Source organism: Janibacter sp. FSL W8-0316 (genome assembly GCF_038004165.1).
GTDB classification, from domain to species: Bacteria; Actinomycetota; Actinomycetes; order Actinomycetales; family Dermatophilaceae; genus Janibacter; species Janibacter indicus.
The window spans coordinates 3,409,358-3,435,901 of record NZ_JBBOQX010000001.1; the positions used below are offsets into that span (position 1 = coordinate 3,409,358).

Here is a 26,544-nt window from a genome sequence, read left to right on the forward strand (position 1 = left end):
GTGAGCGAAGGGGGCGGGTCGAGGTGACCTGCCCCCTTCGCCGTACCAGATCGAAGGAAAGGTGAGGTCGTGACGACCTTCGTGGACAGGGTCACCCTGCACGTCGAGGCGGGCCGCGGTGGCCATGGCGTCGCGTCCGTGCACCGGGAGAAGTTCAAGCCGCTCGGTGGCCCGGACGGAGGCAACGGCGGGCACGGCGGCGACGTCGTCCTCGTCGTCGACCCCCAGGTCACGACCCTGCTGGACTACCACCGCAGCCCGCACCGACGCGCGACCAACGGCGCGCCCGGTGCCGGCGACGAGCGCAACGGCGCCAACGGCGAGGACCTCGTCCTGCCCGTGCCGGCCGGCACCGTCGTCACCAACCGTGCCGGTGATGTCCTCGCCGACCTCGTCACGCCCGGCACCCGCTTCGTCGCCGCCGAGGGCGGTCGCGGTGGGCTGGGCAACAAGGCCCTGTCGAGCCAGCGGCGCAAGGCGCCCGGCTTCGCCCTCCTCGGTGAGCCGGGGGAGTCCACCGACGTCGTCCTCGAGCTGAAGTCGCTCGCCGACGTCGCGCTCATCGGCTTCCCGAGCGCCGGCAAGTCCTCGCTCGTCTCGGTGCTCTCGGCGGCCCGCCCCAAGATCGCCGACTACCCCTTCACCACGCTCGTGCCCAACCTCGGCGTCGTCACCGCCGGCGACGTGCGCTACACCGTCGCCGACGTCCCGGGCCTGATCCCCGGCGCGAGCGAAGGGCGTGGCCTGGGCCTGGAGTTCCTGCGGCACGTGGAGCGCTGCTCGGTGCTCGTCCACGTCATCGACTGCGCCACGCTCGAGCCGGGCCGTGACCCGATGAGCGACCTCGACGTCATCGAGGCCGAGCTGTCGGCCTATGTCGCCGACGAGACCCTGGGCGGGCGCCCGCTGTCCGAGCGCACCCGCATCGTCGTGCTCAACAAGGCCGACGTGCCCGACGCGCTCGACCTGGCCGACATGGTCAAGGCCGACCTCGAGGAGCGCGGCCTGGAGGTCTTCATCGTCTCCGCCGTCGCCCACACCGGCCTGAAGGAGCTGACCTTCGCGATGGCCCGCCACGTGACGGCCGCCCGCGAGGAGTCGGCCGTCGAGGTCGCACCGCAGCGGGTCGTGCTGCGCCCCAAGGCCGTCGACGACGCCGGCTTCGTCGTGCGCCGCGAGGGCGGCTCCGACGGCGAGGTCTTCCGTGTCCTCGGCGCCAAGGTCACCCGCTGGGTGCACCAGACCGACTTCGCCAACGACGAGGCCGTCGGCTACCTGGCCGACCGCCTCAACCGTGCGGGTGTCGAGGAGGAGCTGACCAAGGCCGGTGCGGTCGCCGGCTCCACCGTGCTCATCGGCCCCGAGGACGACGCGGTCGTCTTCGACTGGGAGCCCACCCTCGTCGGTGGCGCCGAGCTCCTCGGTGGCCGCGGCACCGACCTGCGTCTGGAGGACAACACCCGCCGGACGACGCAGGAGCGTCGCGAGCAGTTCCACGCGCGCAAGGACGCCCAGACCGCGGCGCGCGAGGACCTGCGCACCGAGCGCGAGGCCGGGCACTGGACCGAGGAGGACTGATGGGCAGCGATGCCCGGCAGGCGATCGCCCGGGCCCGGCGCATCGTCGTCAAGGTCGGCTCGTCGTCGCTGACGAGCGCCGCCGGGGGAGAGCTCGACCTCGCCCGGCTCACCGCCCTGGTCAACGCCCTGTCCGCGCGCCGCAGCGAGGGCACCGAGGTCGTCCTCGTCTCGTCGGGCGCCATCGCCGCCGGCATCGGGCCGCTCGGCATGGGCACCCGCCCGAACGACCTGGCCCGTCAGCAGGCCGCGGCGAGCGTCGGGCAGGGGGTGCTGCTCTCGGCCTACGACCGGGCCTTCGGCCGGCACGGGCACACCATCGGGCTCGTCCTGCTCACCGTCGACGACATCACCCGCCGCACGAGCTACACCAACGCCAAGCGCACCTTCGACTCCCTGCTCGACCTCGGGGTGCTGCCGATCGTCAACGAGAACGACACGGTCGCGACCCACGAGGTGCGCTTCGGCGACAACGATCGCCTGGCCGCCCTCGTCGCGCAGCTGGTCGGCGCCGACGGGCTCGTCCTGCTCACCGACGTCGATGCGCTCTACACCGCCAAGCCCGGCACCCCCGGCGCCGAGCGGGTCGCGGAGGTCGGCGACCCCGCCGAGCTGGCGTCGATCTCCATCGGTGGCACCGGGTCGGCCGTCGGGTCCGGCGGCATGACGACCAAGGTCGAGGCCGCGACCATCGCCGGGGCGGCTGGCATCCCGACGGTGCTCACCTCCGCCGACAACGTCACGGCGGCCCTCACCGGCGAGGACGTCGGCACCGCCTTCCGCCCGCAGCGGCGCAGCCGTGGATCGCGCGCGCTGTGGCTGGCGCACGCCACGACACCCCGGGGCTCGGTCCAGATCGACGAGGGGGCCGTGACCGCCCTGCGCGAGCGCGGCCGCTCGCTCCTGCCGGCCGGCATCACCGGCGTCACGGGGTCCTTCGTCGACGGTGACCCGGTCGACGTCGTCGGTCCCGACGGTGCCGTCATCGCCCGCGGCCTCGTCAACTACACCTCGGGCGAGCTGCCGCACCTCATGGGCCGCGGCACCAAGGACCTCGCCAAGGAGATCGGCCCGCAGTACGAGCGCGAGGTCATCCACCGCGACCACCTCGCGCTCCTGTGAGCGTCAGCGCACCCGCGTGACCTCGAACTGCATGCGCGGGTGGGCGTAGGCCTCCTGCGCCTGCACCAGCTGCAGCTCGCGTCGACCCGAGTCGAGCGTGAGCTGCAGCAGGTCGAAGACGGCGGAGACCGTGGCACCGAGCGCCTGCTGCAGGTCGCGGCTGCGCAGCCAGTGGCTCGTGAAGAGCGCGGCCGTGACGTCGCCGGAGCCATTGGCCTTGAGCGGCAGGTGGGGGGTGCGCACGATCCACGCCTCGTCCTCGTGGCAGGCGAGCATCTCGATCGTGCCCTCGGGCCGGTCGGGGCGCAGTACCGAGGTGACGAGGATGGTGCTGGGCCCCATCGCGCGGGCGGCGTCGACGGAGGCGAGGGTCTCCTCGAGCGTCTCCGGCTCGGTCCCGGTGAGGAAGCCCAGCTCGAACTGGTTGGGCGTGATGAGGTCGGCCTGCGGGACGACCTGCTCGCGCAGCAGCACGGGGATCGACTCGTGGACGAAGCAACCGGACTTGGCATTGCCCATCACCGGGTCGCAGGCGTAGATCGCCTCGGGGTTGGCGGCCTTGACCGCCGCGACGGCCTCGAGGATCGTCGCGCCGATGCCCTCGCCGCCCTGGTAGCCGGAGAGGACCGCGTCGACCTCGGCGAAGGCCTCACGCTCGCCGATCCCGGTGATGACGTCGGCGACGTCGGCCGGGTCCATCAGCGGACCCCGCCACGCGCCGTAGCCGGTGTGGTTGGAGAAGTTGACCGTGTGCACCGGCCAGACCTCGACACCGAGGCGCTGCATGGGGAAGACAGAAGCGGAGTTGCCGACGTGGCCGTAGGCGACGTGGGACTGGATCGACAGAATCGTGGTCACCCCGGCATCATCGCATCGCCCGGTCGTAGCCTGTGAACATGACGGACAGCATCGCCACGGTCACGGACCTCGCCGAGCGGGCCCGCGTCGCCTCCCGCACCCTCGCCCTGCTCACCCGCGCCGACAAGGACGCCGCCCTGCTCGCGCTCGCGGACGCGGTCGATGCCGCCACCGACGACGTCGTCGCGGCCAATGCCGAGGACCTGCAGCGCGGGCGCGAAGGGGGGATGGCCACCGGCCTCCTCGACCGCCTGACCCTCGACGCCGACCGCGTCGCGGCCGTCGCCGACGCGCTGCGCGACCTCGCCGGCCTGCCCGACCCCGTCGGTGAGGTGGTGCGTGGCTCGACGCTGGCCAACGGCCTGCAGATCCGCCAGGTGCGGGTGCCGATGGGCGTCGTCGGGATGATCTACGAGGCCCGCCCCAATGTCACCGTCGATGCCGCCGGCCTCGGCCTGAAGTCCGGCAACGCGATGATCCTGCGCGGCGGCTCCGCGGCGGCGAGCACCAACCGGGCCCTGGTCGCCGCCCTTCGCTCGGCCCTGACGGCGCACGGGCTGCCGGCCGACGCCGTCCAGCTCCTCGAGGGCGACCACGACGCGGTCAAGGCGCTGATGACCGCCCGCGGGCTGGTCGACCTGCTCATCCCGCGCGGGGGAGCGGGCCTGATCCAGGCCGTCGTCACCGAGTCGACGGTGCCCGTCATCGAGACCGGTGTGGGCAACTGCCACGTCTACGTCGACGCGGCCGCCGACCCTGACAAGGCGCTCGCGATCGTGCTCAACGCCAAGACGCACCGCCCGAGCGTGTGCAATGCCGCCGAGTCGCTGCTCGTCCACCGCTCCGTCGCCGCCGACGTCCTCCCGGACGTGCTGCGCGACCTCGCCGGCGCCGGCGTCGTCCTCCACGGCGACGACGCCACCCGCGAGCACGCCCCTGACGGGGTGGTCGTCGAGCCGGCGACCGACGAGGACTTCGACACCGAGTACCTCGCTCTCGAGATGTCGGTCGCGGTCGTCGACGACCTCGACGCGGCACTGGAGCACGTGCGACGCCACGGCAGCGGGCACACCGAGGCGATCGTCACCGAGGACCGGGCCGCGGCCCGCCGGTGGACCGCCGAGGTCGACGCCGCGGCCGTCCTCGTCAACGCCTCGACCCGCTTCACCGACGGTGGGGAGTTCGGCTTCGGTGCCGAGATCGGCATCTCGACGCAAAAGTTGCACGCGCGCGGCCCGATGGCGCTGCCGGAGCTGACGACGACCAAGTGGGTCGTCGAGGGCGACGGGCAGATCCGGGGCTGACCCCCCTTCGCCCGGACGGGCCGAGGGCCCTCCCCCGACGCGGGGAAGGGCCCTCGACCGTTGTCCGTGGCACGCCCCGTGGGGTCCTGCGGCGACTGCAGCACGACGCCGGGCGCGGGGCCGCGACGTCGCGGTGACACGTGGACCAGGAGGCGCCGACGCCGCTCGAGTCGCCTGAGCCCGACGCGGAGCCTCCCCCGTGCCAGACGTGCGGACGTCGTTATCCCTGTGGTCCTGCCGGCCGCCGTGAAGCAGCCGCGGTGTGGGGACTGTTCTACGCGGGGTCGGTGGCCCTCGGCAACGTCAGGAGTGACGCATCGGTGAGCGGCTGCCACCCACAGCCTCATCCACAGGCAGAGGGCGCTCTCCACGCCTTCTCCCACACGTCTGTGGATGACGTCGGTGGACAACGGCCGGGTAGCATGGACCCATGCTGAGTTCCTTCGTCTCCCTCGCCGCAGAGACCGGCCACCACAACGAGCTGCCGGTCGCGCCCTGGGTCTACGGCCTCTTCGCCCTGCTGGTCTTCTCGATGATGCTGGCCGCCCTCTTCGCCTTCCGGCAGGCCGCGACCAAGATCCCGACCGCCGACAACACCGTCGCCCACGATGACCACGGGCCCGAGGCCGGGGACCACCACTGAGCAAGCGGCTCGGCGTGATGGGTGGGACCTTCGACCCCATCCACCACGGTCACCTCGTCGCAGCGAGCGAGGCGGCCTCGCGCTTCGGGCTCGACGAGGTCGTCTTCGTGCCGACGGGTGAGCCCTGGCAGAAGGCGGACAAGCAGGTCAGCCCCGCCGAGCACCGCTACCTGATGACGGTCGTCGCGACGGCGTCCAACCCCCGCTTCACCGTCAGCCGCGTCGACATCGACCGTGAGGGCCCGACCTACACGATCGACACCCTGCGGGACCTGCGCGAGCAGCGGCCCGACGACGAGCTGTTCTTCATCACCGGCGCCGATGCGCTCGCGCAGATCCTGTCGTGGAAGGACATCGGCGAGCTGTGGGACCTCGCCCACTTCATCGGGGTCACCCGCCCCGGCTACCACCTCAGCGAGACCGGGCTGCCGGACGACAAGGTGACCCTCCAGGAGGTGCCCGCCATGGCGATCTCCTCCACCGACTGCCGCCAGCGGGTCGCCGACGGCGACCCGGTCTGGTACCTCGTGCCCGACGGGGTCGTGCAGTACATCAACAAGTACGAGCTCTACACCGACGACCGGGAGTGACCGACACACCGTGGTAGCCACCCAGCAGGCCATCGACCTCGCGACCATCGCCGCACACGCTGCGGCCGACAAGCTCGCGACCACCATCACCGGGCTCGACGTGTCCGGGCAGATGCCCCTCACCGACATCTTCCTCATCGTCTCGGCCGACAACGAGCGCCAGGTCCAGGCGATCGTCGACGCCGTCGAGGAGGCCATGCGCGAGCAGGCCCAGATCAAGCCCCTGCGGCGCGAGGGCAACGGCCCCGGCCGGTGGGTCCTCATCGACTTCGGTGACGTCGTCGTGCACGCCCAGCACGACGACGAAAAGGACTTCTACGACCTCGAGCGCCTCTGGCGCGACTGCCCGCACCTGGACCTCGGTGTCGTGGGCTCGCAGCAGTCCGACGAGCGGTGACCGAGGCGAAGGGGGAGCCCCGTCGCCTCGTCGTGCTGCGCCACGGCCAGACGGTCTCCAACCTCAAGGGCATCTGGCAGGGGCACCTCGACCACGAGCTGACCGACCTCGGCCGTGAGCAGGCCGCGGCTGCGGCCCGGGCCATCGCCTCCCTTCGCCCGACGCGGATCGTCACCTCCGACCTCTCCCGGGCCCACGACACCGCGCTGGCCGTCGCCGCCGCGAGCGGTGACATCGACGTGGCCGTCGACGAGCGCTGGCGGGAGATCCATGCCGGCGCCTGGCAGGGGCTGACGGCCGCGGAGGTGGGCGAGCAGTACCCGCTCGACGCCGAGCGGCTCGTGAGCGGCGAGGACTTCAAGCGGGGTGGCCACGGCGAGTCGCTCGCCGAGCTCGCCCAGCGGGTGCGCCCGGCCATCGACGAGCTCGTCGACGGCATGGGCCCGGGCGAGACCGTCGTCGTCGCGACCCACGGCGTGACCGGCCGCACCGTCGTCGCCGAGCTCGTCGGCCTCGAGCAGCAGACCGCCTGGCGGGTGCTCGGGGGCTTCGGCAACTGCCACTGGGCGGTCGTCGAGCAGGGGCGCTCCGGCTGGCGGATCACCCAGTGGAATGCCTCCGCCGAGGGCCTGTGAGCCCCTCGCGGAGCCCGATTTGGAAAAGCGGGGGTGCGTAGGGTTAAACTCTCGCAGTCCCCTTCGGGGGAACCCACTCGGGGCTGTAGCGCAGTTGGTAGCGCACCTCCATGGCATGGAGGGGGTCAGGGGTTCGAATCCCCTCAGCTCCACCCGGGAGCCAGCAGGCCCGGATCGCATCGCGGTCCGGGCCTTCTGCATGTCGCGGCACCCTCTAGCGTGTGCCCATGCCGATCGAGACGAGCCGCCCGGTCGCGGCCGGCGTCGTCACGGCGCTCGTCGGCTTCACGAGCGCCTTCGTCGTCGTCCTGCAGGGCCTGACCGCCGTCGGGGCGACCCACGAGCAGGCCGCCAGCGGGCTGCTGGCCGTGACGATCCTCATGGGCCTGAGCTCGGTCGTCCTCTCCCTGACGACCCGACTGCCGATCACCGTGGCGTGGTCCACGCCCGGAGCCGCGCTGCTCGCCTCCACGGGGACGGTCCACGGGGGGTGGCCGGCGGCGGTCGGGGCCTTCGTCGTCACCGGCGTCCTCGTCCTCGCCACGGGACTCGTGCCGGCCCTCGGGTCGCTCATCACCCGGATCCCCGCCTCCGTCGCGCAGGCGATGCTCGCCGGCATCGTCATGCAGCTGTGCCTCGGGCCGGTGACGGGCATGGCCGCCAACCCGTGGGCGGTCGGACCGGTGGTCCTCGTGTGGGTGATCTCCCTTCGCCTGCTGCCGAGGTGGGCCTCGCCCCTGGCCTTCGCCGCGGCCGCCGTGTCATCGCCGTGCACCTCACCCGCTCCGGCACGACCGTCGAGACGTCCTCCCTCGTCCCGCGCCTGGAGCTCACCGCACCGACCTTCACCCTCGGCGCCCTCGTCGGCATCGCCCTGCCGCTCTACCTCGTGACGATGGCCTCGCAGAACGTGCCGGGAGTCGCGGTGATGCGCGGCTTCGGCTACGAGGTCCCCTGGCGGCGCGCGATGCTCGTCACGGGTGCCGGGACGGTCCTCGGCGCGCCCGCCGGAGGGCACGCGATCAACCTCGCCGCCATCAGCGCCGCGCTCGCCGCCGGCCCCGACGCGGGGGAGGACCGCTCCCGCCGATGGGTCGCGAGCGTCACCTCGGGGCTCGTCCTGGTCCCGGTGGGCATCGCCGCGGCCGCCTTCGCGACCCTCGTCTCGCTCGCCCCCGAGGGGGTCGTGCCGGCCGTCGCCGGACTGGCGCTCATGGGCACCCTCGCGGCCTCACTGCGCTCCGCCCTGGCCGAACCGGGCGAGCAGGTGCCGGCCGTCGTCACCTTCGCCGTCGCGGCGTCGGGCATCGCGGTCGCCGGGGTCAGCGCGGCCTTCTGGGCGCTGGTGGCCGGCCTGGTGCTGCGGGCGGTGCTGCACCGCCCGACGGACTGAGCCGCGCCGACATCACTCGCCGAGCAGGCGAGCGGCGTTGTCGTGCAGCACTGCCCGCGTCCAGTCATCGCCGAGCCCGAGATCGGTGATGACCTGCATGGCGTGCTCGTAGCGGTAGGGGATGTTGGGGAAGTCGCTGCCGAAGAGCACCCGGTCGCCGAGCTCGGCCAGGTCGTCGAGCCGGTCGGTGGGGAAGGGGGTGAGGGCCTCGGTGAAGTCGGTGAAGGCCATCGTCGTGTCGAGGTGCACGTCGGGGTGCGCCCGGGCGATGTCGAGGAAGTCGCCGTAGTCGGGCATGCCCATGTGGGCGATGACGAGGACGAGGCGGGGGTGCCGCTCGAGCAGGTCGCGCACGGCGGCCGGTCCGGTGAAGCGGCCCGGTGCCGGGCCGTTGCCGGCGTGCATGACGATCGGCGTGCGCGAGCGCTCGAGCACCGGCCAGACATCGTCCAGCCGGGGGTCGTCGAGCGGGTAGTCACCGACCTGGACGTGCACCTTGAAGATGCGCGCCCCGGCGTCGACCGCCGCCTGCGTGTACTCCGCCGCGCCCGGCTCGGGGTAGAAGGTCGCCGAGTGGATCGCCTCGGGCACGCGGGCGGCGAAGTCGGTGGACCAGTCGTTGAGCCACTGCGCCATGCCGGGTCGGTGGGCGTAGTTGAGCGAGGGGAAGGCCCGCACACCGAGCGCTCGCAGGGTGGCCAGGCGCTCCCCTTCGTCCGTGCGGTAGGTGATCGGCCACGGCCGGCCGGTGAGCGGACCGGCCGAGTCGAAGTACGCCCACACCTTGTCGAGCACCCGCTGCGGCATGAAGTGGGTGTGGACGTCGATGATGGGGGCGTCGGGCAAGGGCTCCATGACGGCACCCTAGGCCGGTAGGTTCACGGGATGAACGCGACCCTGCTCGAGGTCGTCGGCTGGGTCGGCTCGGCGGTCCTCGTCGTCTCCCTGCTGCAGACCAACCTGCACCGGCTGAGGTGGATCAACCTCGTCGGCTGCCTCATCCTCATCGGCTACAACGGCCTCGTCGGGGTGTGGCCGATGGTCGGGCTCAACGTCGTGCTCGCGGCGATCAACGTCTGGTACCTCGTGCGCGGCCACCGCGACCGCCACGACGGCCGCGCCTACGAGGTCCTCGAGGTCGCCGCGGACGACAGCTACCTGCGGCACGTCCTGAGGGTGCACGCCGCCGACATCGAGCGCTGGCAGCCGGGCTTCGTCCACGACCCGGGCGCCGACGACGACTGCTACCTCGTACTCACCGGCGACGAGACCGTGGGGGTGGTCGTCGTGCGACCCGGGGCGAAGGGGGAGGCCCGGGTCCTCCTCGACCACGTCACCGCGCGCTACCGCGACCGCACCCCGGGTGAGTTCGTCTTCGGCGAGCACGGTCCCTTCCGTCGGCGCGGCTACCGGCTCGTGCGCACGCCGGCGGGCATGCGCAACCCCTACTACGCCCGCCTCGGGTTCACCCCCGAGGGTGACCACTACGTCCTCGACCTCCGGGGGGACACGTAGGCTGGGGCCGCACATGTCGACCCCGGGAGAAGCACCACAGATGAGCGAGACGCCCTACCGCTACACCGCGGAGATGGCCGGTCGGATCGAGACCGGCTGGCAGGACCGGTGGGAGGAGCTCGGGACCTTCCGCGCGCCCAACCCCGGCGGCCCGTGGGCCGAGCCGGAGCGCGTGCGCGAGCACGACGGCCACATGCTCGTCCTCGACATGTTCCCCTACCCCTCGGGCGCCGGCCTGCACGTCGGGCACCCGCTCGGCTACATCGCGACCGACGTCTACGCCCGCTACCAGCGGATGCTCGGCAAGAACGTGCTGCACTGCCTGGGCTACGACGCCTTCGGCCTGCCCGCCGAGCAGTTCGCCGTGCAGACCGGTCAGCACCCGCGGGTGACGACCGAGGCCAACATGGCGACGATGAAGCGCCAGCTGCGCCGCCTCGGCCTCGGCCACGATGACCGACGCGCCTTCGCGACGATCGACCCCGACTACTACCGCTGGACGCAGTGGATCTTCAGCCAGATCTTCAATGCCTGGTACGACGAGGAGGCCGTGCGGCCCGACGGCGGCCTAGGTCGGGCCCGGCCGATCGCGGAGCTCGTCGCGTCCTTCGAGTCCGGTGAGCGCCCCTTGCCGAAGGGGGAGACCCGCACCTGGTCGCAGCTGTCGGCCAAGGAGCGCTCCGACGTCCTCGACGAGTACCGCCTCGTCTACACCAGCCACGCGCCGGTCAACTGGGCGCCGGGCCTGGGCACCGTCCTGGCCAACGAGGAGGTCACCTCCGACGGGCGCTCCGAGCGCGGCAACTACCCGGTCTTCAAGGCCGACCTGCGGCAGTGGATGATGCGCATCACCGCCTATGCTGACCGCCTCGCCGACGACCTCGACCGCGTCGACTGGCCGGACAAGGTCAAGGCGATGCAGCGCAACTGGATCGGCCGCAGCGAGGGCGCGCAGGTGGCCTTCACCGCGACGGGTGCTGACGGCACCGAGCACCCGATCGAGGTCTTCACGACCCGCCCCGACACCCTCTTCGGCGCGACCTTCATGGTCCTGGCGCCGGAGCACCCGCTCGTGGACTCCCTCGTCCCGCAGGGCGGTTGGCCCGAGGGCACCCTCGACGCGTGGACCGGTGGCGCGGACACCCCCTTCGCCGCCGTGTCGGCCTATCGCGACGCCGCCAGCCGCAAGAGCGACGTCGAGCGCCAGATCGAGACCAAGGACAAGACCGGTGTCTTCACCGGCGGCTGGGCGACCAACCCGGTCAACGGCGCACGCATCCCGGTCTTCATCGCCGACTACGTCCTCATGGGCTACGGCACCGGCGCGATCATGGCCGTGCCGTCGGGCGACCAGCGCGACTTCGACTACGCGACCGCCTTCGGCCTCGACATCGTGCCGACCGTGCAGGCACCCGAGGGGCACGAGGGTGCCTGGGGTGGCGACGGGGCGATCATCAACTCGACCAACGACTCCATCTCCCTCGACGGCATGTCGGTCACCGAGGGCAAGGCCGCGATCACCACCTGGCTCGAGGAGCGGGGCGTCGGCCGCGGCACGGTCAACTACAAGCTGCGCGACTGGCTCTTCTCCCGACAGCGCTACTGGGGCGAGCCCTTCCCGATCGTCTTCGACGAGGACGGCGTGGCGCACTCCGTGCCCGACTCGATGCTGCCCGTCGAGCTGCCGGAGGTCGACGACTACAGCCCGCGCACCTTCGACCCCGACGACGCGAGCAGCGAGCCCGAGCCGCCGCTCGGGCGGGCCACCGACTGGGTCGAGGTCGAGCTCGACCTCGGCGACGGCCCGAAGATCTACCGCCGCGAGACCAACACGATGCCCAACTGGGCCGGCTCGTGCTGGTACCACCTGCGTTACCTCGACCCGGCCAACTCCGAGGCGCTCGTCGACCCGACCAACGAGGCCTACTGGGTCGGCCCCCGCGACGAGGCCGTGCCCGGCGCCCCCGCCGGCACCCGTGACCCGGGCGGCGTCGACCTCTACATCGGTGGCGTCGAGCACGCGGTCCTGCACCTGCTCTATGCCCGCTTCTGGCAGAAGGTGCTCTTCGACCTCGGCCACGTGACCAGCGAGGAGCCCTTCCGCAAGTACTTCTCGCAGGGCTACATCCAGGCGCACGCCTACCGCGACCACCGCGGCCAGCCGGTGCCGGCCGGCGAGGTCGAGGAGCACGTCGGCGACGACGGCGAGACGAGCTTCACCTGGCAGGGCCAGCCGGTCACCCAGGAGTACGGCAAGATCGGCAAGTCGCTGAAGAACGCCGTCAGCCCGGACGAGATGTACGAGATGTTCGGTGCCGACACCTTCCGCGTCTACGAGATGTCGCTCGGCCCGCTCGAGCAGTCCAAGCCGTGGGAGACGCGTGCCGTCGTCGGCAGCCAGCGCTTCCTGCAGCGCCTGTGGCGCAATGTCGTCGACGAGGAGAGCGGCGAGGTGCGGGTCACCGACGACGCGCTCGACGCCGACACCGAGCGCCTTCTCCACCAGACGATCGCGGCGGTGAGCCAGGACTACGGCTCGCTGGGCTTCAACACCGCCATCGCCCGGCTCATCGAGCTCAACAACGCGCTGACAAAGCTCAAGGCGGTGCCGCGTGCGGCGATCGAGCCGCTCGTGCTCATGGTGGCACCGGTCGCCCCGCACCTGGCCGAGGAGCTGTGGTCGCGCCTGGGCCACCCGGACTCGCTCGCGCACGAGGACTTCCCCGTGGCCGACCCGAGCAAGATGGTCGAGGCGAGCGTCACCTGCGTCATCCAGATCAAGGGCAAGGTCCGCGACCGCGTCGAGGTCCCCGCCGACATCAGCGAGGAGGACCTGCGCGAGCTCGCCCTGGCACGCGACAAGATCGTGGCCGCGACCGAGGGCGGCGTCCGCACGGTCATCGTGCGGGCGCCCAAGCTGGTCAACGTCGTGCCCGTCTAGCTCCTGACGCGTTCTACCTGATGCGCACGGGGTGCTCGGAGAGGATCGACACCCGGTTGAAGGCGTTCATCGTCACCGCGGCCCACTCGACCGCGGCGAAGGGCTCGTCGCCCAGCAGCGACCGGGCGGCGGTGAGGGCCTCGCCGCGCACGTGCGGGTCGGGCAGGGTCGTCGTCGCCTCGGCGACGTCGAGGACGGCGCACTCGACGCTGTCGAAGAGCGTCGAGTCGCGCCACGCGGGCAGCTGCGCGAGCTTTTGCAGCGTGGCGCCGGCCTCGGTGGCCTGCCGGGTGTGCAGGTCGAGGCAGAAGGAGCAGCCGTTGAGCTGCGAGATGCGCACGTTCATCAGCTCGACGGTCTCGCGCTCGAGGCCGGCGGCCTCGGCCGCGGCGGAGACCTTGAGCGCGAGGGCGTTGAGGGCCTTCCACGCCTCGGGCAGGGACCTGTCGAGGTAGGGCAGTCGGTCGGTGTCGGCCATGACCACAGGCTAGGGCTCTGAGTAGTCTCGGCCTGTGAGTACCGCCGTCATCACCGACTCGACCGCCACGCTGCCCGCGGCGGTCGTCGCCGAGCACGGCATCCGGGTCGTCCCGCTGCAGCTGGTCATCGACGGTGGCGAGCGGATCGAGGGCGACGGCGCCGATGGCTCCGTCGTCGTCGACGCGCTGCACCACAAGGCGGAGATCAGCACCTCCCGGCCGTCACCGGCGACCTTCCTGCGGGCCTACGAGCAGGCGGCGAAGGGGGGCGCCGACGCCATCGTCTCGCTCCACCTGAGCGGTGGTCTGTCGGGGACGATCGAGGCGGCCCGGGCGGCGGCGGACGAGGCACCGGTGCCGGTCCGGGTCGTCGACTCGCGCTCCGTGGGCATGGGTCTGGGCTTCGCCGTCATCGGGGCCGCGCGGGATGCGGCGGCCGGGCGGGAGCTGCCGGAGCTCGTCGAGCGCGCCGAGCTGCGGTGCGCGGCGACGAGCGTGCGCCTGCTCGTGCACTCGCTCGACCGGCTGCACCGGGGCGGCCGGATCGGTGGGGCCAGGGCGCTCCTGGGCTCCGCCCTGGCGATCAAGCCGGTGCTGCACATGGTCGACGGGCACGTCGAGCCGCTCGAGCGGGTGCGCACGGCGGGCCGCGCCATCGCCCGGCTCCAGGAGCTGACGGTGGCCGAGTGCGAGGCGCTGCCCGACTGGGCCGACGGCGTCGAGGTCGGGGTGCACCACCTCGACGCGGCCACCCGGGCCGAGCCGCTCGCCGCCGCCCTGGCCGAGCGCATCGAGGGGCCCGTCGAGCTGGCGCCGATGAGCGCCGTCATCGGCGCGCACGTCGGGCTGGGCACCATCGGGGTCGTCGTCAGCCCGAGACCGCGCTGATCCACAGGCCGACGGCCTGAAGGGGGTTCGTCCACAGACTGCCGCACCCGGGGTCCGCGCAGCGCCGGGCTGCCTAGCGTCGAGGTCAGTGTCAGGGTGATGTTGCCGCTGTTGCGGTGGTTGGATCCTGAGCACTGGGTGTCTGGCTCGTAGCGTCGTTGTCGCCTTCGGGCTGATGAGCATGCGTTTTGCCGGCACCTGGTGTGAAGGACCGGCCGGCGTGACTTGATAGGAGCGTGGCATCGCCCCCACTGAGATGTGTCCGCCGACCGGCCCAACCGTCCAGTCACTCGTCAGTGAAGGAGGCAACCACCATGGTTGTTGTTGGAGCCGATGTCCACAAGCGCACGCACACCTTTGTCGCGGTTGATGCCGTGGGCAAGCAGGTCGGGCAGGTCACCGTCGCGGCTGTCACAGAGGGCCACCGCAAGGCGCTGGCCTGGGCCCGGGAACGTTTCGGGGACGAGCTCGTGTGGGCCATCGAGGACTGCCGGCACCTGTCCGCTCGCTTGGAGCGTGACCTGCTGACCGCTGGGCAGCACGTGGTGCGGGTGCCGCCGAAGATGATGGCCGAGCAGCGTCGGGTGGCGCGTACCCGAGGCAAGTCCGACCCGATCGACGCGCTGGCCGTGGCCCGGGCCTACCTGCGCGAGCCGAGCCTGCCGGTGGCCTCGCACGACGAGACCTCCCGGGAGCTGAAGCTGCTTGTCGACCGCCGCGAAACCCTTGTCGCGCAACGCACCGCGGTCATCAACTCGCTGTTGTGGCGGGTGCACGAGCTCGACCCTGCCCACGCGCCCAAGGCTGGCTCGTTGGACCTGGCCAAGCACCAGCAAGCCCTGCGGGGGTGGCTGACCACCCTGGACGGGGTCGTGGCCGAACTGGCGTTGGACGAGCTCGACGACATCATCGCCCTGACCGCCCGGGCCAAGGCGTACGAGAAGCGCATCACCGCGATGACCGAGCAGGCCGCGCCGACCCTGCTGGCCATGCCCGGGGTGGGCGCGTTGACCGCCGCCAAGCTGGTCGGTGAGTCCGCCGGAGCATCCCGCTTCCACTCCGAGGCCGCGTTCGCACGCCACGCCGGGGTCGCGCCCATCCCGGTCTGGTCGGGCAACACCGCCGGGCGAGTTCGGATGACCCGCTCGGGCAACCGCCAGCTCAACGCCGCGCTGCACCGCATCGCGATCACCCAGATCCGCCTCGAAGGATCGCTGGGCAAGACGTACTACGAGAAGAAGAAGGCCGAAGGCATGTCCAACCGCGAGGCCCTGCGTTGCCTCAAGCGACGCCTGGCACGCGTCGTTTTCCACCACCTGACCACCGACCACACCACTGATCAATCGACTGCCCTGCCAGCAGCTGCTTGACATAGGAGAAACTCATGAGCCGACGCACCACGGAGCCGTCCGAGCGGGTCACCGAGATCCTCGACGAGTCGCGTGACCCGCGCCCGCTCGAGCTGCCGTCGACGCTCGCGGGTGGCCGCTACGGCGTGAGCCGACAGGCGGTGATCGGCGTCGCCCTCGTCGTCGCGCTGGCCGTGGCCATGCTCGCCGGGCGTTTCGTCCTCGCGCGCGAGGAGGCCGCACCGGAGCCCGTGGGGGTCGAGCAGGTGGGGCAGTCGGAGCCGGGCGAGGGCGGAGCGGACCCGGGCGGGGCGGAGCCGGGGGGAGCAGGGGCGGCCGCGAGCGGCGCCGCGCCGGCGGGGTCCACGGCCCCCGGCACGTCGACCGGCAAGGTGACCGTCCACGTCGTCGGGCAGGTGCGGCGACCGGGCATTGTCACCCTCGACGCCGGGGCGCGGGTGGCCGACGCCATCGACGAGGTCGGGGGCGCGACGGGGCGAGCCGACCTCGGCAGCGTCAACCTCGCGCGGCTGCTCGTCGACGGTGAGCAGGTCGTCGTGCCCACGCCGGGCGAGAGCATCGCGGCGGCCCCCGCGCCCGGTGCCGCCGCCCCGGCTGCTGGGGCACCGGCAGGCGGCGCTCCAGCGGTTGGCGCCGCGCCGGCCGCCGGCGACACGGTCAACCTCAACACCGCCGATCTGGCCACCCTCGAGACCCTGCCCGGGGTGGGGCCGGTCCTCGCCCAGCGGATCATCGACTGGCGCACCGAGCACGGTCGCTTCACCGCGGTGGAGGAGCTCGGTGAGGTGAGCGGCATCGGTGACAAGATCTACGCCCAGCTCGCGCCCAAGGTCACCGTGTGACGCGGGACCAGCCGCCGGCCCTCGACCTGCGGCTGCTGCTGCCCTGCCTCGGCGCGTGGGGCATCGGGGCCTGGGCGCTCTCGTGGTCGGGTGGCGTGCGGGCGTCCGTGGCGCTCGCCTCGGTCGTCGGCGTGCTCGTCCTCCTCGGGGCCGGGGTGCGCTACCGAGGTCGGCACGCCCGCCCGTCGCTGCGCCGTGACGGGCCCGCGGTCCTCGCGCTCGGCCTGGTGGCCGCGGCACTCGTGCTCGGGGCGTCGGCGGCGCACGAGTCGACCCGGCGGGTCGGGCCGGTCGACGAGCTGGCCCACGAGCGGGCGATGATCCGCGCCGAGGGGGTCGTGCTCACCGAGCCGATCGTGCGGGCGGGGCGCGGCTCGGGGGACGAGGGCGGCGAGGCGCCCCAGCAGGTCCTGCTGCGCGTGCGGCTGGAGTCGGTGACCGCTCGCGGTGTGACGACCCGGGTCGACGCGCCCGTCTACGTCCGTGCGCAGGCGGAGTGGTCGCAGGTGGGCTGGCACGACCGGATCACCCTGTCCGGCAAGCTCGCTCCCGCCGACCTCGCCGACCCCGAGGTCGCCCTGCTCAGCCCGCGCGGGCCGCCGGCTCCGGTGGGTGATCGCTCGCTCGTGCGCCGGGCCGCAGAGCACCTGCGGGCGGGTCTGCGGCAGGCCGTCGAGCCACTGCCGGCGGATGCCCGGGGCCTGCTGCCGGCGCTCGTCATCGGCGACACCTCGATGACGCCCGAGGACCTCACCGACGACATGCTCGTCACCGGCATGTCGCACCTGTCTGCGGTCAGCGGGTCCAACGTCGCGGTCGTCCTGGCGGCGCTCGTCGGCGCCTGCCGGGCTGCCGGCCTGCCCCGGCGCTGGAGACCTTGGGTGGCCGGGGCCGGGCTGGCCTTCTTCGTCGTGCTCGCCCGCCCGGAGCCGAGCGTCATCCGCGCGGCGACCATGGGGGCGATCGGCCTGCTCGGCATGAGCACCGACCGGCGCGGCGCGGGCACCCCCGCGCTGTGCGCGGCCGTGCTCGCCCTGCTGGCCTTCGACCCGTGGCTGGCCCGCTCCTACGGATTCGTCCTGTCGACCCTCGCGACGCTCGGGCTGCTGCTCCTCGTGCGCCCGTGGTCGGCGGCGATCAACGCGCACCTGCCCCGGCGCCTGCACCTCATCGGTCCCGCGGTCGCGATCCCGGTCGCCGCGCAGCTCGTGTGCGGTCCCGTCGTCGTCCTGCTGCAGGGAGACGTGAGCATCGTGGCCGTCGCCGCCAACCTCGTGGCGGCCCCCTTCGTCGCCCCGGCGACGGTCCTCGGGGTGAGCGCCGCCCTCGTCGCCGTGGTGAGCGCGACCCTGGCCGGGCTCGTCGCCTGGTGCGGGGCCCCCTTCGCCCTCGCCATCGCGTGGACGGCCCGGGTGAGCGCCGACGTCCCCGGCGGCGCGATGCCCTGGCCCGACGGGCCACCGGGTGCGGTCCTGCTGACGGTCGTCACGACGCTCGTCGTCCTCGGTGGGCCGTGGGCGATCCGACGGACCCGGGCCAGTCCGCTCATCGCCCTCGGGCTCGTCGTCGTGGTCGTGGCGGGGGCGGTGCCCACGCGCAGCTTCGCGTGGCCGCCGTCCGGGTGGCGGGTCGTCGCCTGCGACGTGGGGCAGGGCGACGGGCTCGTCCTCGCGTCCGGACCGGGGCGCGCGGTACTCGTCGACGTCGGACCGGAGGACGGGGGCATCGACGGCTGCCTGCGACGACTCGGCGTGGGCACGCTCGACGCGGTCGTGCTGACGCACTTCCACGACGACCACGTCGGCGACCTGGCCGCCGCGATCGACGGGCGGGCGGTCGGTCAGGTCATCGTCTCCCCGGTGGAGGACCCGCAGTGGGCGGTGCGTCGGGTCCACGAGATCGCGGGGGAGCGGGGTGTCCCGGTGCGCACGGCGCGGGCCGGCGAGCGGTGGCGGATCGGCGCGGTCACCGCGACGACCTGGTGGCCGTCGCGGACGATGGCCGGCGGGTCCGCGGCCAACAACGGCAGCATCGTCCTGCACGTCGAGGTGGGGGAGGTGAGTGCCCTGCTCCTCGGCGACATCGAGCGCGAGGCCGGTGGGGCGATTCGGCTCGCGCTGCGGCGCGACCCCGCGATGGCGGCCGCGGCGACCGACCTCGACGTCGTCAAGATGCCGCACCACGGGTCGAGCAACCTCGACCTCGGGCTGATGGACGCGGTGGCCGCACCGATCGCACTCGTCAGCGTGGGGGCGGACAACACCTACGGTCACCCCACGCCGACCGCCTTGGCGTGGGCGGGGCGGCACGGGGCCCGTGTGCTGCGCACCGACCGCCACGGTGACGTCGCGGTCCTCGACGGGCCGACGGTGGTGACGGCGCGTTAGCCGGTGGCGGCGCGGTGGTCTAGGCCGCGCCCGAGAGGCGCGCCGAGGCCGTGAGCGCTTCGAGCGTGGTCGCGACCGCCGGCACCTTGAGCAGGTCGTCGGTCGTCACGACGTGAATGCGCCGACGGGTCTGCGGGTCGAGAGGGCGGATCACGACGTCGTCGTTGGAGGTCGCGGCCCGGATGAGGTCGGGGATCAGCGCGACGCCGAGGCCGGCGGCGACGAAACCCTGCACCGCGACGTAGTCCTCGGTCTCGAAGGCGACCTTGGGGGCGAAGCCTGCGTCGTGGGCGATCTTGAGCAGGTGTCCCCGGCAGCGCGCGCAGCCGGCGATCCACTCGTCGTCGGTGAGGTCGGTCATCGAGACGACCTCCTGACCGGCGAGCGGGTGGTGGCGCGGCAGGGCCACACGCACCTCCTCGTCGAGCAGCGGGTGCACGACGAAGCCCTCGAGGTCCTCACCCCGGGCCAGGTCGCTGCCGTCGTAGGAGAAGGCGACGGCGAGGTCGACCTCGCCGGCGCGCAGCGCGGCGAGCGACTCCGGGGGCTCGGCCTCGGTGAACTGGACGGACAGGTCGGGGTGCTCGGCACGCACCGCGGCCAGCGCACGGGGGACGAGCGTGACCGACGACGAGGGGAAGGCCATGAGGCGCACCCGTCCGGACCGCAACCCGGCGATGGCAGCGACCTCCTCCTCGGCGGCGTCGAGCGCGGCGAGGACCGGGGTGGCGTGGCGGGCCAGGACGGCCCCGGCCTCGGTGAGCCGGACGGAGCGACCGACCTTTTCGACGAGGACGGTGCCGGTGCGCTGCTCGAGGCGCTTGACCATCTGCGAGACCGCCGGCTGCGAGTAACCGAGCGCGAGGGCAGCGGCGGTGAAGCTGCCCTCCTCGGCGATGGCCCGCATCACGCGCAGCCCAGCGGCGTCGATCATGCGCCCATGGTAGGTCGTGGAGCCTCAGTCGGTGGACGAGCCCGAGCCGACGGGCCGCAGCGCCGACTGGACGACCACGCCGTCGCCGTACTTCGCGTCCAGGGCGCGCTGGATCGAGCCGTCGTCGTAGGTGACGAAGAGCTCGACGCAGCCCGAGCCGGGGTAGCCGGACAGCGCACCCGGCGGCAGGGAGTCCTCGTCCCGCCAGATCTCGTCGTGGATGCGCTCGGCGTCGTCGCACGTGGTCCGTGGGGCGGGACCGGCGGTGGTGTCGGGGCGCGCCTCGTCAGCGGCCGGCTCCGTGAGCGTCAATGTCGTGCCGTCCCAGGTGCCCGTCACCCGCACAGGCTGCGCCCACTTCACGCCGCTCGCTTCGTCCGAGGTGACGTCCGACCACTGGAACCCCTCGAGCCGCGGACCGTCGCACTGCGGCGGCAGCGACTCCTGGACGCCGCCGAGGCAGGCTCGCGGACCATCGTCCTTCTCGATGACCATCGCCAGGGCCGTGACCTCTCCCTTCGCCGCCGGTACCGACGTCGGCATGGCCATCGACAGGGAGGAGCTCGGGGACGTCGATCGCGGATCGGCCGTGGTCTGAGCGCACGCGGCGAGCAGCCCGGTGGCGGCGACGAGTGACACGGCACGAAGGGGGAGTCGCACGACGGGTCCTTCCGGCGGCGGGTGGTGGTGACCATCCTCGTGGACTGCGACGTCGGCCGGGGGCGGCTGGTTCCACCGGTCTGTCGCGCCGACCTACGATCGGTCCATGGCAGATGCGTCCGAGGCGGTCACGGAGCAGATTGCAGCCGTGCTGTGCGCTGGCCCGGCGCTCGTGCTCACCGGCGCGGGCATGTCCACCGACAGCGGCATCCCCGACTACCGCGGGCCAGACGGCACCCGCCGGGTGACGCCGATGCACCTGTCCGAGTTCGTCGGGAGCAGCCAGGCGCGGCAGCGCTACTGGGCACGCAGCTTCGTCGGCTGGAGACGCTTCCACGCGGCCCGGCCCAATGCAGCGCACCACCTCGTGACCCGACTGCAGGAGCTCGGCGCGGTCGGACCGCTCATCACGCAGAATGTCGACGGCCTGCACCAGGCCGCCGGCACGCGCGATGTCGTCGAGCTGCACGGCAACCTCGTCGAGGTCGTCTGCCTGACGTGCGGCGCACGCATCGACCGGCCGACGCTCGACGCGCGGATGGCTGCGCAGAACCCCGGCTTCGACGTCGACAGCGACGAGATCCGGCCCGACGGCGACGTGCGCCTGGACGCGGTCGACGTCGAGCGCTTCGTCGCGCCGGCGTGCGATCAGTGCGGTGCGGACACACTCAAGCCAGACGTCGTCTTCTTCGGCGGGGCGGTCGCCAAGCCGCTCGTCCAGCACTGCTTCGACCTCGTGGACGCGGCGCCGAGCCTGCTCGTCCTCGGCAGCTCGCTGCAGGTGATGTCGGGGCTGCGCTTCGTCCGGCACGCGGCCAGGCGCGGGATCCCGGTCTCGCTCATCACCCGGGGGCCGACCCGGGGCGACGACCTCGTCGACCATCGCGTCGACGGGGAGCTGGGGGACTCCCTTCGCTCCCTCGTCGACCTCGTGGAGGTGGAGGTCAGAGGCGCCGCAGCACCGCGGTGACCTTGCCGAGGATCGTCGCGTGGTCGCCGTCGATGGGGTCGAAGGCGGGGTTGTGGGGGAGCAGCCACACGTGGCCGTCCTTGCGCTTGAAGGTCTTGACCGTGGCCTCGTTGTCGAGCATCGCGGCGACGATGTCGCCGTTGTCGGCGCTCGGCTGCTGCCGCACCACGACCCAGTCGCCGTCGCAGATCGCCGCGTCGATCATCGAGTCGCCGACGACCTTGAGCAGGAAGAGCGAGCCCTCGCCGACGATCTGCTTGGGCAGCGGGAAGACGTCGTCGACGACCTCCTCGGCGGTGATCGGGACGCCGGCGGCGATCTGGCCCAGGACGGGGACATAGCTCGCCTCGGGGTGCTCGTCGCCGGAGCCGGTCGGGTCGACGACCTCGTCGTCGGCGCTCGCGCCACCACGCATGCCGGCCATGTCGGCGACCGCGGCGGGCTCGGTCGGCGTCGGCTCGCCGTCGGGGGAGATGACCTCGATGGCGCGGGGGCGGTTGGGGTCGCGCCGCAGGTAGCCCTTGCGCTCGAGGGAGGAGAGCTGGTGGGCGACAGAGCTGGGGGAGGTCAGCCCGACGAGCTCACCGATCTCGCGCAGGCTCGGCGGGTAACCACGGGTGGCGACGGCATTGCGGATCACCTCGAGCACTTTGCGCTGGCGCACCGTCAGCCCGTCGCCGGTGTCCCGCTGCGGGAGCTGGTGGATGTTGTCCTCGTCGCCCATCTCGACCCCTTCGTCCGTCTGCCGCGACACCGTTGTCGGTGGTCGCTGGTCAACTTCTCGGTGTGACCGACAGTAGGCCGGTCGAACACGTATTTCAAACACATGTTCGAGCGTGTTGTTGATTTCTTTCGAACAGCCGTGCTAGACATCGTACAGACGTTCTATCGAACACCGGTTCGACAGAGCCGCCACGAGGAGGACCGCATGACCGCTCTCACCGCCGCCCCCGTCCGCATCGACGTGCGCCCCGGCCGGCCGGCACGCTCCCGTCACCTCGTCTCCGTGCCGACGGGTGACGCGGTCACCGACCGTGCGCCGGCCTCCCTTCGCCTGACCCGTCGTGGGCGCCTGGCCATCACGACCACGACCGTGCTCGTCGCGAGCATCGCCGGCGCGACGATGGCCTTCGGCGGCCCGGCCGCCACGCCGCAGACCGTGACGGTCGAGCCCGGGCAGACCCTGGGTCAGATCGCCGCCACCGAGCTGTCCGACGTGCCCACCCGTGAGGCCGTCACCCGCATCCAGCTGGCCAACGACCTGCCCTCGAGCCACGTGCACGCCGGTCAGACGCTGACCATCCCCGCGCCCTGAGGCGCCCCTGACTCCCGGGCTCTTCGACCCAGCCCGGGCCCGCCATCGGCCGTCTCCACAGCGCGTGGAGGCGGCCGATGTGCCGTTCGTCGACCGACCTGCCGGGGGACTTGCGTCGCGGCTCACAAGGGTTTCTAATGGTCACTACATCTAGTGGTTACACCGTTGTCATTCGTCCACATCTAGTGCACAGGATGAAGCCGGTTCTCCACAGGAAATGGGGTTTCGTCCCCAGATCTGTCCACCGCACCGTCCACAGGACGGCGTCGATCGAAGGGAGTAGGCATGCACTGCCCGTTCTGCCGGCACACCGACTCCCGGGTCATCGACAGCCGCACGACCGAGGACGGCAGCGCCATCCGGCGCCGCCGTCAGTGCCCCGAGTGCAGCAGGCGCTTCACCACCCTGGAGAGCGCCAGCCTGACCGTGACCAAGCGGTCCGGTGCGGCGGAGCCCTTCAGCCGGGCCAAGGTGCTCGCCGGTGTCCGCAAGGCCTGCCAGGGCCGACCGGTCACCGAGGACCAGCTCGCCATCCTCGCTCAGCGCGTGGAGGAGAGCATCCGCTCGCAGGGCAGCGCCGAGATCGACGCCCACGAGGTGGGCATGGCGATCCTGCCGCCGCTGCGCGAGCTCGACGAGGTCGCCTACCTGCGCTTCGCGTCGGTCTACCAGTCGTTCGACTCGCTCGAGGACTTCGAGACCGCCATCGAGCGGCTGCGCGCCGAGCACGCGCCCGCTCCCTAGACCAGACCAGCACTCCACACCGACCAGCAGCAGACCGTCACCACACGGATCGAGGAGAAGCAGCATGACCGAGACCGCCGGCAAGCCGAGCGCCCGTCGCGGGTCCCGCACCAAGGGCCTGACGATCAAGCGCATCCACACTACCGAGGGCGTCCACCCCTACGACGAGGTGACCTGGGAGAAGCGCGACGTCGTCCAGCAGAACTGGAAGACGGGTGCGACGATCTTCGAGCAGCGCGGCGTCGAGTTCCCCGACTTCTGGTCGGTCAACGCCTCGACGATCGTCACGACGAAGTACTTCCGCGGCGCGGTGGGCTCCCCGGAGCGTGAGGCCGGTCTCAAGCAGCTGATCGATCGCGTCGTCCTGACCTACGTCAAGGCGGGCAAGGAGCACGGCTACTTCGCGACGCCCGCCGACGCGGAGATCTTCGAGCACGAACTGACCTACGCGCTGCTGCACCAGATCTTCAGCTTCAACTCGCCCGTGTGGTTCAACGTCGGCACCGCGAGCCCGCAGCAGGTCAGCGCCTGCTTCATCCTCTCGGTCGACGACTCGATGGACTCGATCCTCAACTGGTACAAGGAGGAGGGCTTCATCTTCAAGGGCGGCTCCGGCGCCGGCCTCAACCTCTCCCGCATCCGCTCCTCCAAGGAGCTGCTCTCCTCCGGCGGCACCGCCTCCGGCCCGGTCTCCTTCATGCGCGGTGCCGACGCCTCCGCCGGCACCATCAAGTCCGGTGGCGCCACCCGTCGCGCGGCCAAGATGGTCGTCCTGGACGTCGACCACCCGGACATCGAGGAGTTCGTCGAGACCAAGGCGCGCGAGGAGGACAAGATCCGCGCGCTGCGTGACGCCGGCTTCGACATGGACCTCGGTGGCGCCGACATCACCTCCGTCCAGTACCAGAACGCCAACAACTCCGTTCGGGTCACCGACGAGTTCATGCGTGCGGTCGAGGAGGGCACCGACTTCGGTCTGACCTCGCGCAAGGACGGCTCGGTCATCGAGACCGTCGACGCGCGCCAGCTGATGAAGAAGATCGCGACCGCCGCGTGGGAGTGCGCCGACCCGGGCATCCAGTACGACGGCACGATCAACGACTGGCACACCAACCCCGAGACCGGTCGGATCACCGCGTCCAACCCGTGCAGCGAGTACATGTCGCTCGACAACTCCTCGTGCAACCTGGCCTCGCTCAACCTGCTGAAGTTCCTGGGGGACGACGACACCTTCGACGCCGAGCGCTTCCAGGCCGTCGCCGAGCTGGTCATCACCGCGATGGACATCTCGATCTGCTTCGCGGACTTCCCGACCGAGTCGATCGGCGAGACCACGCGTGACTACCGCCAGCTGGGCATCGGCTACGCCAACCTCGGCGCCCTGCTCATGGCGACCGGTCACGGCTACGACTCCGACGGCGGCCGTGCGCTGGCCGCGGCGATCACCTCGCTGCTCACCGGTGCGTCCTACAAGCGCTCCGCGGAGCTCGCCGGCATCGTCGGCCCGTACAACGGCTACGCCCGCAACGCCGACGCGCACAAGCGCGTCATGCGCAAGCACCAGGCGGCCAACGACCAGATCCGCACCATGCACACCATGGACAAGGACATCCACGCCTTCGCCACGAAGGCCTGGGACGCGGTCGTCAAGACGGGCGAGAAGAACGGCTACCGCAACGCCCAGGCGTCGGTGCTCGCCCCCACCGGGACCATCGGCTTCATGATGGACTGCGACACCACCGGCATCGAGCCCGACTTCTCGCTGGTGAAGTTCAAGAAGCTCGTCGGCGGCGGCTCGATGCAGATCGTCAACCTGACGATCCCGCGCGCGCTGAAGAAGCTCGGCTACGCCGAGGAGACCATCGAGGCGATCGTCGAGTTCATCGCCGACAAGGGTCACGTCATCGACGCCCCGGGCCTCAAGCCCGAGCACTACGAGGTCTTCGACACCGCCATGGGCGCCCGCGCCATCGCCCCGATGGGGCACGTGCGGATGATGGCTGCGGTGCAGCCCTTCCTCTCCGGCGCGATCTCCAAGACGGTCAACCTGCCGGAGTCGGCCACGGTCGAGGAGATCGAGGACGTCTACGTCCAGGGCTGGAAGCTCGGCCTCAAGGCGCTCGCCGTCTACCGCGACAACTGCAAGGTCGGCCAGCCGCTGTCCGACGGTGGGTCCACCGCCAAGGACGCCAAGGCCGGTGCCGAGGCCGCTGCGGTCGAGACCGAGAAGGTCGTCGAGTACCGCCCGCTGCGTCGCCGCCTGCCCAAGCGCCGCACCTCGCAGACCACGAGCTTCGCCGTGGGTGGCGCGGAGGGTTACCTCACCGCGGGCACCTACGACGACGGCGAGCTCGGCGAGATCTTCCTGAAGTTCGGCAAGCAGGGCTCGACCCTGGCCGGTCTGATGGACGCCTTCTCCATCGCGATCTCGATCGCGCTGCAGCACGGTGTGCCGCTGGAGACCTACGTCGAGAAGTTCACCAACCTGCGCTTCGAGCCGGCCGGCATGACGGACGACCCGGACGTGCGGATGGCGCAGTCGATCATGGACTACGTCTTCCGTCGCCTGGCGCTGGACTACCTGGACTTCGACACCCGGTCCTTCATGGGCATCCACACCGCCGAGGAGCGTGCTCGCCAGCTAGAGACGGGCTCCTACGCCCCGGAGGCGTCCGACGACGACAGCGACTACGACGAGTCCTTCAGCCAGTCGGCCGCCACCTCGGAAGTCAAGGAGGCCAAGGAGTCGCCCACGGCCGCCGTCGCCACCTCCGAGCAGGAGTCCGCTGACCACACCGGCTCCGGTGCCGCCTCCGTCCGCGAGGTCGACGCCACGGTCCACTCCTCGGCCGAGCTGCTCGAGAAGTTCCAGGGCAAGACCGCCGACGCACCGATGTGCATGACCTGCGGCACCAAGATGCGTCCCGCCGGCTCCTGCTACGTCTGCGAGGGCTGTGGCTCCACCAGCGGCTGCAGCTGA

General features: G+C 71.8%; 23 protein-coding genes, 1 tRNA gene and 1 pseudogene. 19 read left to right on the top strand and 6 right to left on the bottom strand.

Annotated features, from left to right (window positions below; translation table 11 throughout):
- Window positions 1-69: 69 nt before the first annotated feature.
- Together obgE and proB are read left to right on the top strand one after the other, a co-directional pair.
- Window positions 70-1,578: a GTPase ObgE gene (gene obgE / locus NYE39_RS16675; RefSeq protein ID WP_072624225.1), complete on the top strand. Its 1,509-nt coding sequence runs from the start codon at window positions 70-72 to the stop codon at window positions 1,576-1,578.
- Window positions 1,578-2,699 (top strand): glutamate 5-kinase, encoded by a 1,122-nt coding sequence (proB, locus tag NYE39_RS16680; protein ID WP_341013336.1) that lies wholly within the window; start codon window positions 1,578-1,580, stop codon window positions 2,697-2,699. Before obgE ends, proB begins: the two co-directional genes overlap by 1 nt.
- A gap of 3 nt (window positions 2,700-2,702) precedes the next feature.
- Here proB and pdxY read toward each other — a convergent pair whose 3' ends face one another.
- Window positions 2,703-3,557, bottom strand: a complete 855-nt coding sequence (gene pdxY / locus NYE39_RS16685; protein ID WP_072624227.1) for a pyridoxal kinase PdxY — start codon at window positions 3,555-3,557, stop codon at window positions 2,703-2,705.
- A 38-nt stretch (window positions 3,558-3,595) separates the two neighbouring features.
- Between pdxY and NYE39_RS16690 the strand changes: the two genes are divergently transcribed.
- From NYE39_RS16690 to NYE39_RS16720, 7 genes and pseudogenes are all read left to right on the top strand, one after another.
- Window positions 3,596-4,861 carry a glutamate-5-semialdehyde dehydrogenase gene (locus NYE39_RS16690; RefSeq protein WP_185221892.1) on the top strand — a complete coding sequence of 422 codons (1,266 nt, stop codon included), beginning with the start codon at window positions 3,596-3,598 and terminating at the stop codon, window positions 4,859-4,861.
- A gap of 430 nt (window positions 4,862-5,291) precedes the next feature.
- A complete protein-coding gene (locus NYE39_RS16695; RefSeq protein WP_072624228.1) occupies window positions 5,292-5,504 on the top strand; it encodes a hypothetical protein in 213 nt (70 codons plus the stop codon).
- A 17-nt stretch (window positions 5,505-5,521) separates the two neighbouring features.
- Window positions 5,522-6,094: a nicotinate-nucleotide adenylyltransferase gene (gene nadD, locus NYE39_RS16700; protein ID WP_192912222.1), complete on the top strand. Its 573-nt coding sequence runs from the start codon at window positions 5,522-5,524 to the stop codon at window positions 6,092-6,094.
- Window positions 6,095-6,104: 10 nt separating this feature from the next.
- Window positions 6,105-6,491: a ribosome silencing factor gene (gene rsfS / locus NYE39_RS16705; protein WP_072624230.1), complete on the top strand. Its 387-nt coding sequence runs from the start codon at window positions 6,105-6,107 to the stop codon at window positions 6,489-6,491.
- On the top strand, window positions 6,488-7,126 hold the full coding sequence (locus tag NYE39_RS16710) for a histidine phosphatase family protein (protein WP_185221894.1): 639 nt from the start codon (window positions 6,488-6,490) through the stop codon (window positions 7,124-7,126). Before rsfS ends, NYE39_RS16710 begins: the two co-directional genes overlap by 4 nt.
- A 79-nt stretch (window positions 7,127-7,205) precedes the next feature.
- A tRNA-Ala gene (locus tag NYE39_RS16715) sits at window positions 7,206-7,278 on the top strand.
- A 75-nt stretch (window positions 7,279-7,353) separates the two neighbouring features.
- Window positions 7,354-8,519 (top strand): annotated as a pseudogene (locus NYE39_RS16720) (benzoate/H(+) symporter BenE family transporter).
- Between the two features lie 12 nt (window positions 8,520-8,531).
- Here the strand turns inward: NYE39_RS16720 and NYE39_RS16725 are convergent.
- Window positions 8,532-9,374, bottom strand: coding sequence for an amidohydrolase family protein (locus NYE39_RS16725; RefSeq protein WP_341013337.1), 843 nt, complete (start codon window positions 9,372-9,374; stop codon window positions 8,532-8,534).
- Between the two features lie 30 nt (window positions 9,375-9,404).
- Between NYE39_RS16725 and NYE39_RS16730 the strand changes: the two genes are divergently transcribed.
- Both NYE39_RS16730 and leuS read left to right on the top strand, forming a co-directional pair.
- Window positions 9,405-10,034, top strand: a complete 630-nt coding sequence (locus NYE39_RS16730) for a hypothetical protein (protein WP_341013338.1) — start codon at window positions 9,405-9,407, stop codon at window positions 10,032-10,034.
- Between the two features lie 40 nt (window positions 10,035-10,074).
- A complete protein-coding gene (leuS, locus tag NYE39_RS16735; protein WP_341013339.1) occupies window positions 10,075-12,975 on the top strand; it encodes a leucine--tRNA ligase in 2,901 nt (966 codons plus the stop codon).
- A gap of 13 nt (window positions 12,976-12,988) precedes the next feature.
- On the opposite strand, the gene NYE39_RS16740 is transcribed toward leuS, so the two are convergent.
- The gene (locus NYE39_RS16740; RefSeq protein WP_185221897.1) at window positions 12,989-13,453 is read right to left on the bottom strand and encodes a carboxymuconolactone decarboxylase family protein; all 465 of its coding nucleotides are present in this window, start codon (window positions 13,451-13,453) and stop codon (window positions 12,989-12,991) included.
- Between the two features lie 34 nt (window positions 13,454-13,487).
- Here NYE39_RS16740 and NYE39_RS16745 point away from each other — a divergent pair, with 34 nt between their 5' ends.
- The 4 genes from NYE39_RS16745 (at window position 13,488) to NYE39_RS16760 (ending at window position 18,941) form a co-directional block, all read left to right on the top strand.
- Window positions 13,488-14,342 (top strand): DegV family protein, encoded by an 855-nt coding sequence (locus tag NYE39_RS16745; protein ID WP_341013340.1) that lies wholly within the window; start codon window positions 13,488-13,490, stop codon window positions 14,340-14,342.
- A gap of 296 nt (window positions 14,343-14,638) precedes the next feature.
- A complete protein-coding gene (locus tag NYE39_RS16750; protein WP_341012462.1) occupies window positions 14,639-15,712 on the top strand; it encodes an IS110 family transposase in 1,074 nt (357 codons plus the stop codon).
- A 14-nt stretch (window positions 15,713-15,726) separates the two neighbouring features.
- Window positions 15,727-16,554, top strand: a complete 828-nt coding sequence (locus NYE39_RS16755) for a ComEA family DNA-binding protein (RefSeq protein ID WP_341013341.1) — start codon at window positions 15,727-15,729, stop codon at window positions 16,552-16,554.
- Window positions 16,551-18,941, top strand: a complete 2,391-nt coding sequence (locus NYE39_RS16760; RefSeq protein WP_341013342.1) for a ComEC/Rec2 family competence protein — start codon at window positions 16,551-16,553, stop codon at window positions 18,939-18,941. The genes NYE39_RS16755 and NYE39_RS16760 overlap by 4 nt, the downstream gene beginning before the upstream one ends.
- Before the next feature lie 19 nt (window positions 18,942-18,960).
- Here the strand turns inward: NYE39_RS16760 and NYE39_RS16765 are convergent, their stop codons facing one another.
- Window positions 18,961-19,875, bottom strand: coding sequence for a LysR family transcriptional regulator (locus NYE39_RS16765; protein WP_192911770.1), 915 nt, complete (start codon window positions 19,873-19,875; stop codon window positions 18,961-18,963).
- A gap of 24 nt (window positions 19,876-19,899) precedes the next feature.
- Complete coding sequence (locus NYE39_RS16770) at window positions 19,900-20,535, bottom strand: hypothetical protein (RefSeq protein ID WP_341013343.1); 636 nt, start codon at window positions 20,533-20,535, stop codon at window positions 19,900-19,902.
- 106 nt (window positions 20,536-20,641) lie between these two features.
- Here NYE39_RS16770 and NYE39_RS16775 point away from each other — a divergent pair, with 106 nt between their 5' ends.
- Window positions 20,642-21,505 carry an NAD-dependent protein deacetylase gene (locus NYE39_RS16775; RefSeq protein ID WP_072624240.1) on the top strand — a complete coding sequence of 288 codons (864 nt, stop codon included), beginning with the start codon at window positions 20,642-20,644 and terminating at the stop codon, window positions 21,503-21,505.
- Here the strand turns inward: NYE39_RS16775 and lexA are convergent.
- Complete coding sequence (lexA, locus tag NYE39_RS16780) at window positions 21,480-22,229, bottom strand: transcriptional repressor LexA (RefSeq protein WP_072626153.1); 750 nt, start codon at window positions 22,227-22,229, stop codon at window positions 21,480-21,482. The two genes, NYE39_RS16775 and lexA, sit on opposite strands and share 26 nt — an antisense overlap.
- Before the next feature lie 204 nt (window positions 22,230-22,433).
- Here lexA and NYE39_RS16785 point away from each other — a divergent pair, with 204 nt between their 5' ends.
- The 3 genes from NYE39_RS16785 (at window position 22,434) to NYE39_RS16795 (ending at window position 26,544) form a co-directional block, all read left to right on the top strand.
- Entirely contained in the window at window positions 22,434-22,820 is a 387-nt protein-coding gene (locus tag NYE39_RS16785) for a LysM peptidoglycan-binding domain-containing protein (RefSeq protein WP_072624241.1), read from the top strand.
- A 285-nt stretch (window positions 22,821-23,105) separates the two neighbouring features.
- Entirely contained in the window at window positions 23,106-23,564 is a 459-nt protein-coding gene (nrdR, locus tag NYE39_RS16790; RefSeq protein ID WP_072624242.1) for a transcriptional regulator NrdR, read from the top strand.
- 64 nt (window positions 23,565-23,628) lie between these two features.
- Window positions 23,629-26,544, top strand: coding sequence for a vitamin B12-dependent ribonucleotide reductase (locus tag NYE39_RS16795; protein ID WP_192911772.1), 2,916 nt, complete (start codon window positions 23,629-23,631; stop codon window positions 26,542-26,544).